Genomic DNA, 12886 nt, shown 5'->3' with positions numbered 1-12886 from the left:
CGCCCGGGGCGTCCAGCCCCACCGGCAACCGGATGCGCGTAGATGAATTCGGAGTCAACGGGGGGTTACGCTTTCGTGTGTGACCCCTGAGCTGGTCCTGCTGGTGCTGGCCGTCGTGACGGCGCTGGCTTTCGACTTCACCAATGGTTTTCATGACACCGCCAACGCGATGGCAACCTCGATCGCGACGAAGGCACTCACACCCAAGGTCGCCGTCGCGCTGTGCGCTGTGCTGAACCTCATCGGTGCGTTCCTGTCAGTCGAGGTGGCCCTGACCGTCACCAACGCGGTCATCCGCATCCAGAACCCGGACGGGTCGCCCCGCACCGAGCTGCTCACCGACGGGGGTCGTCCGCTGCTGATGATCCTGCTCGCCGGCCTGATCGGCGCCATCGTCTGGAACCTGTTCACGTGGCTGCGCGGCCTGCCTTCGAGCTCGTCGCACGCGATGTTCGGCGGCCTGATCGGCGCCACCATCGCGGGCCTCGGCGTCAACGGCGTCAAGTGGGCCGGCGAGGGAGCCAAGCTGGACGGCGTGGTCGGCAAGATCATCCTGCCGGGCCTGGCCTCCCCGCTCATCGCCGTCCTCGTGGCGACCGTCGGCACCTGGCTGGTCTTCCGCATCGCCCGCGGCGTGCCGGAGAAGGTCATGGACAAGGGCTTCCGCTGGGGCCAGGTCGGCACCGCCTCCCTGGTCTCCCTGGCGCACGGCGCCAACGACGCCCAGAAGACGATGGGCGTCATCACGCTCGTCCTGATCGCGTCCGGCCACTGGGTCGACACCCACGCCATCCCGCTGTGGGTGAAGGTGGCCTGCGCCGGCGCCATCGCCACCGGCACGTGGCTGGGCGGCTGGCGCATCATCCGCACGATGGGCAAGGGCCTGGTCGAGATCTCCTCGCCGCAGGGCATGGCCGCCGAGGCATCCTCGGCTGCGGTCATCCTCTCCAGCTCGCAGCTGGGCTTCGCGCTGTCCACCACCCACGTGGCCACCGGGTCGATCCTCGGCTCGGGCCTCGGACGCCGCGCCGAGGTGCGCTGGTCGATCGCCGGCCGCATGGGCCTGGCGTGGCTGATCACGCTCCCCTGCGCCGGCCTGGTCGGCGCCGTGATGTGGTGGATCGGGACGTCTCTGGGTCCGTGGCTCGGCCCGATCGCCATCTTCATGATCCTCGTGGTGCTGTCGCTGTGGATGTGGCTGCACTCCCGCATCAAGCCCATCGGGCACCACAACGTCAACGACGACTGGGAGCCCGAGGACCGGTCGACGACCGTCCCGGTCCCGCAGGAGCTGGTCCGATGACGCAGACGATGGCGGCGATCGACGCCGTGTGGAAGGTGCTGGCGATCGGGCTGCTGCTCGGGGCGGGCCTGCCTGCCCTGTTCTCCCTGGGCGTCCGCCAGTTGGCGGTGGCCTCAGAGCCGGGCGCGAACGCGCCCCTGCGCCGCACGCTGGCCTGGCTCGCGTTCAGCATCGTGGGCGGCGCCGTGGCCCTCGGCATCGCCGGGATCGTCGCCCACGGGCTGGGCTACAAGCTGTTCTTCTGACAGGCCTCAGGCCGCGGCGTAGCCCGCCTCGATGACATCGGCGACGAGGCGCTCTCTCTCCTCGTGGGGCAGGAAGGCCGCGCGCGCGGCGTCCACCGTGAACCGCCGCAGGTCGTCGGTGGTGTAGCCGAAGGCGTCGCCCAGCAGGCCCATCTCGTGGCTCGGGCTGGTGCGGCTCATCAGCCTGTTGTCGCAGTTCACCGTCACCACGAACCCGAGGCGCTCCAACAGGCCGAAGGGGTGCTCCCCCACCGTCGCGCAGATGCCCGTCTGCAGGTTCGAGGTCGGGCTGACCTCCAACGGGATGCGCCGGTCCAGCACCCAGCGGGCGACCGGCCCCAGCCGGTAACCGGAGGCGTCGAGCGTGATGTCTTCGGCGATGCGGACACCATGGCCCAACCGCAGCGCCCCCAGCTGCACCGCGCCCGCCACCGAGGCCACCCCGGCGGCCTCGCCCGCGTGCACGGTGAAGGGGGTGTAGGTCTCCCGCAGCCGGGCGAAGGACGCTGCGTGCAGCTCGGGCCCGAAGCCGTCCTCGGGGCCGGCGAGATCGAACCCGGCGACGAGATGCTCCCGCGCAACGGCCAGCTCGACAACCTCCGGGTTGGGCAGGGTGTGCCGCAGGGAGGTCACCAGCTGGCGGGCCACCATGGGCCGGCCGGACGCCGTGGCCGCGGCCATGCCGTCGGCCAGGCCGGCCCCCACCGCCTCCACCGCGTCGGCGAGCGAAAGTCCGAGGCGCGTGTGCTGCTCGGGCGCCCAGCGGGCCTCACCGTAGACGACGCCGTCGGCAGCCAGGTCCTCGACCCACTCGCGCGCCACGCGGCGCAACTGCTCGCGCGTCTGCATCACGGCGACGGTGTGCTCGAAGGTCGTCAGGTAGCGCACCAGCGAGCCGGAATCCGCGGCGTCGAAGAACCACTCAGCCAGCCCGGGCGCCCCGGCGGGTAGGGCGTGTCCGGCCTCGGCGGCCAGCTCCGCCACCGTCGCGGCGCGCAGGCCGCCGTCGAGGTGGTCGTGCAGGACGACCTTGGGCAAGCCGACCAGATCGGTCTTGGGTGCCATCGTTCCCTCCCGGGTGGTCAGCGGCCGAGCGCCTCGGGCCCGAAGGCCTGGGGCAGTACTTCGTCGAGGGTGAGGATGCCCTGCGGCGTCTCGATCAGCATCGGCGCGCCGCCGTGCTCCCACAACAGCTGGCGGCAACGGCCGCACGGCATGATGACCTCGCCCTTGCCGTTGCAGCAGGTGAACGCCACCAGGCGTCCACCCCCGCCCCGGACGAGGTCGGAGACCAGCCCGCACTCGGCACAGAGCGTGACGCCGTAGCCGGCGTTCTCCACGTTGCAGCCCGACACGACCCGGCCGTCCGAGACCAGGGCGGCCGCACCCACCGGGTACCCCGAGTAGGGGGCGTACGCCTGCGCGCAGGCAGCCCGGGCCTCGCGGCGCAGGGCGTCGAAGTCGATGTCCACGCCGGCCTACTTGGTGTAGGGCACGCCGTCGGCGGCCGGGCCGCGCGAGCGCCCGATGAGCCCGGCCACCGCGATCACGGTCGCGATGTAGGGCAGCATCAGCAGGAACTGGCTGGGCATCGGCGTGGACAGGCTCTGCAGCTGGGTGGCCAGCTGCGTCACGAAGCCGAAGAACACAGCCATCAGCGCGGCGCGCACGGGGTGCCAGCGGCCCATGATCAGCGCCGCGAGGGCGATGAAGCCGTTGCCGACCGTGATGTCCTTGTTGAAGGCGCCGGTGGACCCGATCGTGAAGAACGCGCCGCCCAGGCCGGCGAACACGCCGCCCAGAAGCACCGCCTGCCAGCGGACCGCACGCACGGAGATGCCGACCGTGTCGGCCGCCTCGGGGTGCTCGCCCACCGAGCGGACGCGCAGGCCCCACCGGGTGCGGTACAGCAGGAACGCCACAAGGAAGACGGACAGGATCGCCAGGTAGACCAGGATCGTCTGGTTGAACAGGACGGGCCCGAGCAGCGGGATCGACGACAGCAGCGGGATCGGGATCGCCTGCATGATCGGGGCGCTGTTGAGCTGGCTCGAGTTCGGCTGGACCAGCTGGTCGAAGATGAAGCCGGTCAGGCCTGAGGCGAACAGGTTCAGCACGACGCCCAGAACGACCTGGTCGACGATGTAGCGGATCGCGAACACCGCGAGCATCGCCGCCATGAGGACGCCGGCGATGACCGCCGCGACCAGCGCCATCGGGATCGACTTCGTCACCGACCCGACCGTGGCCGCGGTGAACGCCGCGACGAGGAACTGACCCTCGATGGCGACGTTGACCACGCCGGAGTTCTCGCACAGGACGCCGCCCAGGGTGCCCAACACGAGCGGGGTCGCCAGCGCGATGGTGCCGGCGAGCTGGTTGCTGATCTGGAACGGCAGGCCGACACCGGAGGCCGCCCAGGTGACCAGGCCGAGCATCACGGCGATGCCGGCCAGCGTCGCCGCGCCCGCCCGCAGGCGCGGGTTGAGGCGTCCGCCGAGGAACCCGGCACCCACGGCCAGGGTGATGAGGCCGCACACGAGGACGGTGGGCAGGCCCGGCAGGCTGAACGTCGGCAGCTGGACGGCGTCAAAATACCCCGACAGCGCGTACCTGGCCTCACCCTTGGTGCGGAAGGCGAGCACCAGCAGGACCAGGCCGATGCCGGCCATGAGGCCGCCCGAGGACAGGCGCGCGCGCCGGGCCTCACGCGACTCGGTCTGGTCGAGGCGGATGACCTCGTCACGGAGAGCGATGGTGGCGGTGCTCATGCCTGACCTCCGGCGACAACGGCGCGACGCTCGCGCAGGAACGGGACGAGCGTGCGGACGAGGCCGGGCGCGGCGACGAACAGCACGATGAGGGCCTGCAGCACCATCGACAGGGTGAGCGGGGTACCGGCGATGCTCTGCATCGACAGGCCGCCGGCGTGCAGGCCGCCGAAGAGGAGACCCGCGAACACGATGCCGAGGGGACGCGAACGGCCGAGCAGCGCAACCGTGATCGCGTCGAAGCCGACCGAGCCCACGATGCCCTGGCTCAGCGGGGTCGGGACGCCGTTGGCGGCGGGCCCGATCGCGACCTGGACGCCAGCCAGGCCGGCGAGCATGCCCGCGATGGCCATGGTGATGATGGTCGTCCTGGCCACGTCCATGCCGGCGGTCCCGGCGGCGTTCGGGTTGGCGCCCACCGCACGGATCGTGAAGCCGATGGTGGAGCGCTCGATGAGCCACCACGTGCCGAACGCCGCGAGCAGGGCCACGAGGAAGCCCACGTGGAGCTGGCCGAAGATGCCGGGGAACGTGGAGGTGGGGTGCACCTCGGGCGAGATCGGGTCCTGGCGGCCCGGCCGCAGGAAGGCCGGCGTGGTGAGAAGCCACGCGAGGATGCCCACCGCGATGTAGTTGAACATGATGGTCACGATGACCTCGTGGGCGCCGGTCTTGGCTTTGAGGTAGCCGACGATGCCACCCCACAACGCGCCGCCGAGGAGGCCGGCGAGCAGGGCGACGATCACGTGCAGGACCGGTGGCAGCTGCAGGGCGAAGCCCACCCACGCGGCGAGGATCGCTCCGACGATCGCCTGGCCCTGCGCACCGATGTTGAACAGGCCGGCGCGGAAGCCTAGGCCCACGCCAAGGCCCGCACAGATCAGCGGGGCGGCCTCACGGGTCGTGGCGGCGAGCGCGGCCGGGGAGCCGAGCGCCCCCACCGCGAGCGCGGCGTAGGCAGAGGAGACCTTGGCCCATGCGGCCCCCAGCGGGAGCGCCGGGGCGGTGAACAGGTAGGCGAACTGCCCGGCGACCTCGGGGTCGCTGACGATCATCAAGATCGCGCCGACGAGCAGCGCCAGCACGAAGGCCGCCACGGTGATGGCGATGCCGCGCCACTGGAACGTGGCGCGTCGCTTGGTCGCCGGAGTCGTGAGTTCGGTCATCGGTTCCCCTCTTGGCCCTCGGACGCCTCGGTGTGGTGCACCGCGGCCTCGTGCACCTGCTCCACCAGCGGGGTGGGCTGTTCCGCGGCCGCACGGACGGCCTCCTCGTGGCTCGCGCCGGCCATCATCAGGCCCATGACGTCGCGGGGGGTGTCGGGGCCGACGACGCCGACCACCTTGCCGCGGTACATCACCAGCACGCGGTCGGCGAGCGCCTCGACCTCGTCCAGCTCGGTCGAGACCAGCAGGACGGCGGTGCCCTTGTCCCGCTCCTCGACGATGCGGCGGTGCAGGAACTCGATGGCGCCCACGTCCACGCCGCGGGTCGGCTGGCTGGCCACCAGCAGCGACAGGTCGCGGGAGAGCTCGCGGGCCAGGATGACCTTCTGCTTGTTGCCGCCCGACAGCGACGAGATCGGGCTCGAGACCGCTTGGGTGCGGATGTCGAACTCGTCCTTGAGCTTCTCGGCGTTGGCGGCGATGGCGCCCAGGTCGAGCGCGACGCCCCTGCTGAACGGGGCCTGGGTGACGCGGTTGAGCACGAGGTTCTCCGCGACGGAGAAGGTGCCGACGAACCCGTCGTCCTCCCGGTCCTCGGGCACGAAGCCCATGCCCGCACCGATGGTGGCCGCCGGACGCGCACGGGTGATGTCGACCCCGTCGAGGGTCAGGGTGCCCGACAGGGGCGGGATGTTGCCGATGAGCGCGTCCGCCAGTTCGGACTGGCCGTTGCCCTGGACGCCGGCGACGCAGAGGATCTCTCCCCCACGCACGTCGAAGCTCACGCCGTCGACGACGATGCCGCCTGCGGCGTTGGCGACCTTCAGGTCGCGGACCTGAAGGCGGACGTCCTGCGCGGCTGGCGCCGACTTCGCGATGCGCAGGTCGACGGCACGGCCGACCATGAGCTCGGCGAGGTCCGCCTCGGACGTGCCGGGCTCGGCGTGGCCGACGATCTTGCCGCGGCGCATGACGGTGATGCGGTCGGCGATCGCGCGGACCTCGCGCAGCTTGTGGGTGATGAAGACGATGGCCTTGCCCTCGTCGCGCAGGACCTGCATGACGGCCATCAGCTCGTCGATCTCCTGCGGCGTGAGGACGGCGGTGGGCTCATCGAAGATGAGGTACTTGGCGTCGTTGGCCAGCGCCTTGAGGATCTCGACGCGCTGCTGGACGCCGACCGGCAGCTCCTCGATCACGGCGTCCGGCTCGACCGGCATCTTGTAGCGCTCGGCCAGCTCGCGCACCTTGGCGCGGGCGGCGTTCTTGTCGAGGACGAAGCCGCCCTCGTTGCCGAGCATCATGTTCTCGGCGACGGTGAACGGCTCCACCAGCATGAAGTGCTGGTGCACCATGCCGATGCCAGCCGCCATGGCCTGCTTCGGGTTGGTGAACTTCTGGGGGACGCCCTCGATCAGGATCTGGCCGCCGTCGGGCTGGTACAGCCCGTACAGGACGTTCATCAGGGTGGACTTGCCGGCGCCGTTCTCGCCCAGGAGGCAGTGGATCTCGCCGGGCACGACGTCCAGGTCGACCGCGTCGTTGGCGGTGAAGGTGCCGAACCGTTTCGTGATGCCGCGAAGCCGCAGGCCGGACGTGTCGTTGGTCACGCCGGAATCCTTCCATGAGGGTCGGGGAATGAGGAGGGGAAGCGCGAGGGGAGGCCGTATCGGCCTCCCCTCGCGGATCAGGTGGTGCGGGTCACGCCTCGATCGTGATGGTCCCGGCGATGATGTCGGCCTTGATCTGCTCGAGTTCGGCCTTCGTCTCGGCCGAGACCTTCGAGTCGAAGTCGTGGAACGGGGCCAGGTAGGCGCCCTCGTTCTCGAGGGTGCCGACGTACACCTCGTTGTTGAAGGTGCCCTCCTTCGATGCCTTGATGGCCTCGAACACGGCGACGTCCATGGCCTTGCCGACCGACGTGGCGATGATCGACTTATAGGTCGGCATGCTCACGTAGCCGTCGGTGTCGACCCACATGCCGATGACCTTGCCCCCGGAAGCCTGGGCGGCCTGCAGACCACCCTCACCGGCGGGGCCGGCGACGGGCAGGATCACGTCGGCGCCCTGAGCGACCAGGGTGTCGGCGACGCGCTTGCCACCGGCGAGGTCCTCGAAGGGGCTCGCGCCGGGGATGAACTGGCCGTCCTGGGACTCGGAGTTCCAGCCGAGCACTTCGACGTTGGTGCCCTTCTTCTCGTTGTGGTACTTCACGCCCTGGGCGTAGCCCTCCATGAACGCGGTCACGCTCGGGATCTTGGCGCCACCGAAGGTGCCGACCTTGCCGGTCTGCGACAGGGAGGCCGCGGTGTAGCCGGCCATGAAGGCGGGCTCGCCCGTGTTGAACACCAGGCCGCGCAGGTTCTCGGGCGCGGTGTTGGCGCCGGACTCGTCGGAGTAGGCGAAGTCGACGATCGCGAAGTCGACGTCGGGGTTGGCCTTGGCGGCGGCCAGGGTCGCGTCCCCCAGCATGAAGCCGACGGTCACGACGATGTTGCAGCCGGCGTTGACCATCTGGTCGATGTTGGTGGCGAAGTCCGAGGTCGTCTTGGACTGGGCCTCGTTCTGCTTGACACCCAGCTGGGCGACGGCGTCCGTCAGGCCCTTGTAGGAGGTCTGGTTGAACGACTTGTCGTCGAAGCCGCCGGCGTCGGACACCATGCAGGCGGTGAAATCGGACGCGGGCGCGGCAGCGGTGGTAGCGCCACCGGCGGTGGCCGACGGGGCGGCGGTGCTGGCGGGGGGCGGCGTGGCGCAGCCGGCCAGCAGCAGGGCTGCGGCCAAGCCGGAGATGACGATGGACTTCTTCACTGGATGCCTCCTAGGCACGTGAGGGTCGAAGCCGGTTTGGTGTACCCGGGCTGAGGGGCAGCGTACTCGGCGACACCCGGCGTCACCGCTCCGCGTAGGTGCCGCCGGAGGGTTGATACCGCTTTGTTATGTGGTTAACTTCTCCGGTTCAGCTGACCTGGCGCACCAGCGCCTCGGCGGAGTCGAGCATCTGGACGGTCTCCCGCTCCCAGTGGGGCTCCTGGCCGCGGTACGGGCCGGTGGCCAGCGAGATGATCACGGCGGCGGCTCGCAGGCGCAACTCGACCGGGTCGACCCGCTCGTCGAAGACCGGCACCCAGTCGCGCAGCAGCGTGTGCACGCGGGCCTCCTGCTCGGCGTTCATCCGCTGGATCGTCGAGAGGTGCGCGATGAGGCAGGCCAGGTCGTCGGCGCGGCGTCCGGGGCCGATGGTGTCGACGTCGAGGATGCCGACGATGCGCCCGTCCGCGACGTGCAGCTGCCCCTCGTGGAAGTCGCCGTGCGTCGGCTCCTCCCCGGGCGGCAGGCCCGCCAGGCCGTCGCGCACGGCGCGGGCCAGCCGGTCGAGGCGTTCCTGTTCCTCGGGCAGCGCGGCCCCCACCATGCGCGCGTAGTGCTCGACCGAGTCGGCCCAGGGCGGACGGCGCTCCAGGTCGGCCACCGCGGCGGGCATGGCGTCCAGCACCTCGATCAGCCCCTCGGCGGTGCAGGGCGCCACCGGGTCGAACACCGCGCGGGCCAGCGGCCGCCCGGGCAGCTGGCCGAGGACGAGGAGGAAGTCGGCGGTGCCGGCGGCGATGCGCGGGGCCGGGACGCCGGCGTCCAAGAGCAGCTTGTGGCGCTGGGACACGTCGGCGAACAGCCTCTCCCGCAGAACCTTCACGAAGAACGTGTCTCCGCCGTGGACCGACGCCCGCAGCACGGCCCGGCGGCGGGGGCGGTAGGTGACCATCTCGAGGTCGAGCTGCTCGGGCGTGATCGGCTCGGCGACCGCACGGTAGGCGTTGAGGACGGCCGCCATCGACGTCGGGTACGCGGCGCGGGCGAGGCCGGGCAGGTCGGGGTCGAACGGGTAGAGCCACACCGCGACCTCCCGGTCGCCGTCGGCGAAGATCTCGGCGCGGCTGTCGGAGCCGGACAGCCCGTGCGCCCGGGCGCTCACGCCGAGCAGCTCGTCGCGCCGGCCATAGGGCCAGTCGACGATCGCCGAGTAGGTCGCGGTCGTGGACTGGCTGGGGTTGGCGTCGATGTGGTCCAGCGTCCAGGCCACCAGAGTGCCGCCGGCGTGCGTGACGGCGGCCTCGAGCAACCCGCCCACTCCCTCGGAGGTGAGCAGGGCCGCGCCGTCGTCAGCTGGCATGCCCTTCCCTCCCGGTGGACGCACCCGTCTCGCTCGGGCAGGTTACTGGATCGGCTCGCCCGTCGCACCGGCGCCGAGCCGGGCCAGGCGCAGGCGGGAGGCGCGGCGCCCGTCGAGCTCGGTGACGGTGAACTCCACCTCCTGCGGGGTGTCGGCGCCCTCCCCCGCCGGCGGCAGCGCGCGGGCGACCGCATCGCCCAGCTGCGGCAGGCTGCCGAGCTCGGCCATCACGTAGCCGGCGACGGTGTCGTAGGGGCCCTCGGGCAGCACGAGGTCGAACCGCTCGGCGAACTGTTCCAGCGTGGTCAGGCCGTCCAGCTCGTCGGCGCCGCCGGTGGCGCCGTCGGGGCCCTCCAGGTCGAACTCGTCGGTGATGTCACCGATGAGCTCTTCCACGAGGTCCTCGATGGTGACGATGCCGGCGGTGCCGCCGTACTCGTCGCGGACGATGACCATGTGGTCGCCGGCCGCCTGCATGACCGACAGGGCGTGCAGGATGCGGACGGTGCCGGGGAGGGCGTTGATGGGGCGGACGAGCTGGCTGACCGGGGCCTGGCGCTCGGCCGGGTCGAGGTCGAACAGGTCGCGCATGTGCAGGAAGCCGAGCACATCGTCCACGTCGCGGCCCACGACCGGGTAGCGGGAGTGGGCGCCGTCGGCGATCAGGCGGATGGCCTTGTGTGCGGGCATGTCCCCGTCGAGGAAGTCGACCTCGGTGCGCGGCACCATCGCCTCGCGCAGCGTCACCTGGCCGGCGGCGAACACCTCGTCCACGATCTGGCGCTCTTCGTCGCCGAGGGTGGCCGAGCTGGAGACCATGGCGCGGAGCTCCTCGTCGGTGACCTCCTCGCGCGAGGCCTTGGGGTCGCCGCCCAACAGGCGGACGGCAATGTTGGTCGAGAAGCCCAGGAACCAGATCACCGGCCGGGTGATGGTCGCGATCACGTTGACCAGCGGCCCGAGCGTCAGCGCGAATGTCTCGGCGCGTTGCATGGCCAGGCGCTTGGCCGTGAGCTCGCCCAGCACGATCGAGAAATAGGAGATGGCCACCGTCACCAGCACAAGGGCGAGCGTGCGGGCCGCGGGCTCGGGCAGGCCCCAGCCGACCAGCACCGGGGCCAGGTCCTCGGCGAGCGTCGCGCCGCCGAACGAGGCGGCCAGGAAGCCGGACATGGTGACGCCGATCTGCACCGCGGAGAGGAAGATGTTGGGGTCGGCCGCCAGCCGCGCCACCGTGGCGCCGCGCTTGCCCTTGGACGCCAGCCCCCGCACCTGGCTGTCGCGCAGGGACACCAGCGCCATCTCGGCGGCGGCGAACACACCGCCGATGAGGATGAACAGGAAGATCAGCAGCACGTTCGACAGGGTCGGACTCACCCGCACAGCGTACCGGGGCACGCCGTCGGCGCCGGACGCGAGCGGATAGGGTGGCCGCCATGGGAGTCGACGCCTCGTTGGACCAGCGCGTGGTGGCCGTCGTGGTGGCCTGGAACCGGCGCGACCTGCTGGCCCAGACGCTGGCCGGTCTGGCCGCCCAGGAGCGGCCTGCCGACGGCGTCGTCGTCATCGACAACGCCTCCACCGACGACTCTGCCGAGCTGGCGGCGTCCCACCCGGTCGTGACCGAGGTCGTCACGCTGCCCGAGAACACGGGCGGCGCGGGCGGGTTCGCCGCCGGCATCGCGCGGGCCGTCGTCCGGCACGGGGCCGAGCTGGTGTGGGTGATGGACGACGACACCGTGCCGACCCCCGGGGCGCTCGCCGCTTTGCTGGCCGCCCGCGTCCGCTACCCGGGCCGCGTCACGGTCGCCGCCTCCCGCGCCGACTGGAGCGACGGGCGCGAGCACCCGATGAACCGGCCGCGTCCCCGACCCGGCGCCGACCGCACCACCCGCGGGGCCGCGGAACTGGCGGGCGGCTACCCGATCCGGTCGGCGTCCTTCGTGTCGATCCTCATCGACGCGGACGCGATCCGCCGCCACGGCCTGCCCGAGGCCGACTACTTCCTGTGGAACGACGACTTCGAGTACACCGCGCGCCTGCTGCGTGACGGGGTCGGCCTGTACGTGCCGGCGTCCCGGGTGTACCACCTCACCAAGGTCTTCGGCAGCTCGGACGCCGACCCCGGCCCCCGCTTCACCAACGAGGTCCGCAACAAGCTGTGGGTCTTCACGCGTTCGGACGCCCTGGGCCCGGCCGACCGCGCCCTCTACGCCGGGTCGACGGCCCTGCGCTGGGCGAGGATGCTCGGCCGCTCCGCCGACCGGCGGGCGCTGGCCGGACACGGACGCCGCGGGCTCGCCGAGGGGTTGCACGCACCGCGTCCGACCGTCGCGGTTCTGGCGGGTACCCCGGTGGCCGCCGACGTCGCCCAGGTCGAGCGGGGTGCCGGTCGTGCCTGAGCCCTTCAGTGTCCTGCTGCCGGTCTACCGCGGCGACGACGCCGGCTTCTTCGAGCGCGCGATCACGTCGGTGACCCGCGACCAGGAGCTACGGCCCGACGAGCTCGTCGTCGTGGTGGACGGGCCGGTGCCCGCCCCCATCGCCGCCGTCCTGCGCCGCACCGAGGCGGGCGAGCTCACCGCCGGCGTCCCGGTGCGGGTCGTCGCGCTGCCCACCAACCTCGGGCTGGCCGGGGCCCTGCAGGCCGGGCTCGCCGCCTGCCGCCACGAGGTCGTCGCCCGTGCGGACGCCGACGACGTCTCCCTCCCCCAGCGCTTCGCACGGCAGGTACCCCTCATGGCCGACGTCGACCTGCTGTCCTCGGCCGTCGTGGAGTTCGAGGCCGACGAGGCCCAGCCCGGGCTGCAGCGGGCCTGGCCCGCCGATCCCGAGGAGATCGCCCGGCTCGCCCGCCTGGCCGACCCCTTCAACCACCCGTCCGTGGTCTACCGCCGCAGCGCGGTGGCGGCGGCCGGCGGCTACCAGCACCTGGCCCGCCTGGAGGACTACTGGCTGTTCGTCCGCATGCTGCACGCCGGCGCCCGCGTGACGAACGCGGCCGAGCCGCTGGTGCTCTACCGCGTGGGCGCCGGCGCGTACCGTCGGCGCGGCGGTTGGGAGCTGTTCCGCTCCGAGCTGGTGCTGCAGGGCCGCATGCTGCGGCTGGGGTTCACCACGCCGGCGCAGTTCGCCCGCAACCTGGTGGTCCGGGGGGTGTGGCGCTTCGTGCCGCCCGCCCTGCGGCGTCCGGCCTACGCGGCGTTCACGCGCTGGCGCGACGCCTGAGC

General features: G+C 71.7%; 12 protein-coding genes. 4 read left to right on the top strand and 8 right to left on the bottom strand.

The genetic code is table 11. The features are described 5' to 3' along the window. Nucleotides 1-79 precede the first annotated feature (79 nt). Both ET989_RS08935 and ET989_RS08930 read left to right on the top strand, forming a co-directional pair. On the top strand, nt 80-1303 hold the full coding sequence (locus tag ET989_RS08935) for an inorganic phosphate transporter (protein ID WP_131168197.1): 1224 nt from the start codon (nt 80-82) through the stop codon (nt 1301-1303). Beyond that, nucleotides 1300-1548 (top strand): hypothetical protein, encoded by a 249-nt coding sequence (locus tag ET989_RS08930; protein WP_131168196.1) that lies wholly within the window; start codon nt 1300-1302, stop codon nt 1546-1548. Before ET989_RS08935 ends, ET989_RS08930 begins: the two co-directional genes overlap by 4 nt. A gap of 6 nt (nt 1549-1554) precedes the next feature. Here the strand turns inward: ET989_RS08930 and ET989_RS08925 are convergent, their stop codons facing one another. The 8 genes from ET989_RS08925 to ET989_RS08890 form a co-directional block, all read right to left on the bottom strand. Then, nucleotides 1555-2613 carry an adenosine deaminase gene (locus ET989_RS08925; RefSeq protein WP_131168195.1) on the bottom strand — a complete coding sequence of 353 codons (1059 nt, stop codon included), beginning with the start codon at nt 2611-2613 and terminating at the stop codon, nt 1555-1557. A gap of 17 nt (nt 2614-2630) precedes the next feature. Then, a complete protein-coding gene (locus ET989_RS08920; RefSeq protein WP_131168194.1) occupies nt 2631-3020 on the bottom strand; it encodes a cytidine deaminase in 390 nt (129 codons plus the stop codon). A 6-nt stretch (nt 3021-3026) separates the two neighbouring features. Continuing rightward, the gene (locus tag ET989_RS08915; RefSeq protein ID WP_131168193.1) at nt 3027-4319 is read right to left on the bottom strand and encodes an ABC transporter permease; all 1293 of its coding nucleotides are present in this window, start codon (nt 4317-4319) and stop codon (nt 3027-3029) included. After that, nucleotides 4316-5485 carry an ABC transporter permease gene (locus ET989_RS08910; protein WP_131168192.1) on the bottom strand — a complete coding sequence of 390 codons (1170 nt, stop codon included), beginning with the start codon at nt 5483-5485 and terminating at the stop codon, nt 4316-4318. The genes ET989_RS08915 and ET989_RS08910 overlap by 4 nt, the downstream gene beginning before the upstream one ends. Then, on the bottom strand, nt 5482-7125 hold the full coding sequence (locus tag ET989_RS08905; protein ID WP_131168191.1) for an ABC transporter ATP-binding protein: 1644 nt from the start codon (nt 7123-7125) through the stop codon (nt 5482-5484). Before ET989_RS08905 ends, ET989_RS08910 begins: the two co-directional genes overlap by 4 nt. Nucleotides 7126-7186: 61 nt before the next feature. After that, the gene (locus ET989_RS08900) at nt 7187-8296 is read right to left on the bottom strand and encodes a BMP family lipoprotein (protein WP_131168190.1); all 1110 of its coding nucleotides are present in this window, start codon (nt 8294-8296) and stop codon (nt 7187-7189) included. 148 nt (nt 8297-8444) lie between these two features. Next, entirely contained in the window at nt 8445-9656 is a 1212-nt protein-coding gene (locus tag ET989_RS08895) for an aminoglycoside phosphotransferase family protein (RefSeq protein WP_131168189.1), read from the bottom strand. A gap of 42 nt (nt 9657-9698) precedes the next feature. Beyond that, entirely contained in the window at nt 9699-11033 is a 1335-nt protein-coding gene (locus ET989_RS08890; RefSeq protein ID WP_131168188.1) for a hemolysin family protein, read from the bottom strand. A 59-nt stretch (nt 11034-11092) separates the two neighbouring features. On the opposite strand from ET989_RS08890, the gene ET989_RS08885 reads away from it, so the two are divergent. Beyond that, nucleotides 11093-12058 carry a glycosyltransferase gene (locus ET989_RS08885; protein ID WP_131168187.1) on the top strand — a complete coding sequence of 322 codons (966 nt, stop codon included), beginning with the start codon at nt 11093-11095 and terminating at the stop codon, nt 12056-12058. Beyond that, complete coding sequence (locus tag ET989_RS08880) at nt 12051-12884, top strand: glycosyltransferase (protein ID WP_131168186.1); 834 nt, start codon at nt 12051-12053, stop codon at nt 12882-12884. Before ET989_RS08885 ends, ET989_RS08880 begins: the two co-directional genes overlap by 8 nt. Nucleotides 12885-12886: the final 2 nt, after the last annotated feature.

Source organism: Propioniciclava sinopodophylli, from assembly GCF_004324755.1.
GTDB lineage: Bacteria > Actinomycetota > Actinomycetes > Propionibacteriales > Propionibacteriaceae > Propioniciclava > Propioniciclava sinopodophylli.
The sequence above is the reverse complement of the archived record's forward strand: the minus strand, read 5'-3'. Positions and strand labels throughout refer to the sequence as shown.

Coding starts and splice junctions, on each gene's coding strand:
- ET989_RS08930 (WP_131168196.1), top strand. CDS start 1,300: ATGACGCAGACGATGGCGGCGATCGACGCCGTGTGGAAGGTGCTGGCG.
- ET989_RS08925 (WP_131168195.1), bottom strand. CDS start 2,613: ATGGCACCCAAGACCGATCTGGTCGGCTTGCCCAAGGTCGTCCTGCAC.
- ET989_RS08915 (WP_131168193.1), bottom strand. CDS start 4,319: ATGAGCACCGCCACCATCGCTCTCCGTGACGAGGTCATCCGCCTCGAC.
- ET989_RS08910 (WP_131168192.1), bottom strand. CDS start 5,485: ATGACCGAACTCACGACTCCGGCGACCAAGCGACGCGCCACGTTCCAG.
- ET989_RS08895 (WP_131168189.1), bottom strand. CDS start 9,656: ATGCCAGCTGACGACGGCGCGGCCCTGCTCACCTCCGAGGGAGTGGGC.
- ET989_RS08885 (WP_131168187.1), top strand. CDS start 11,093: ATGGGAGTCGACGCCTCGTTGGACCAGCGCGTGGTGGCCGTCGTGGTG.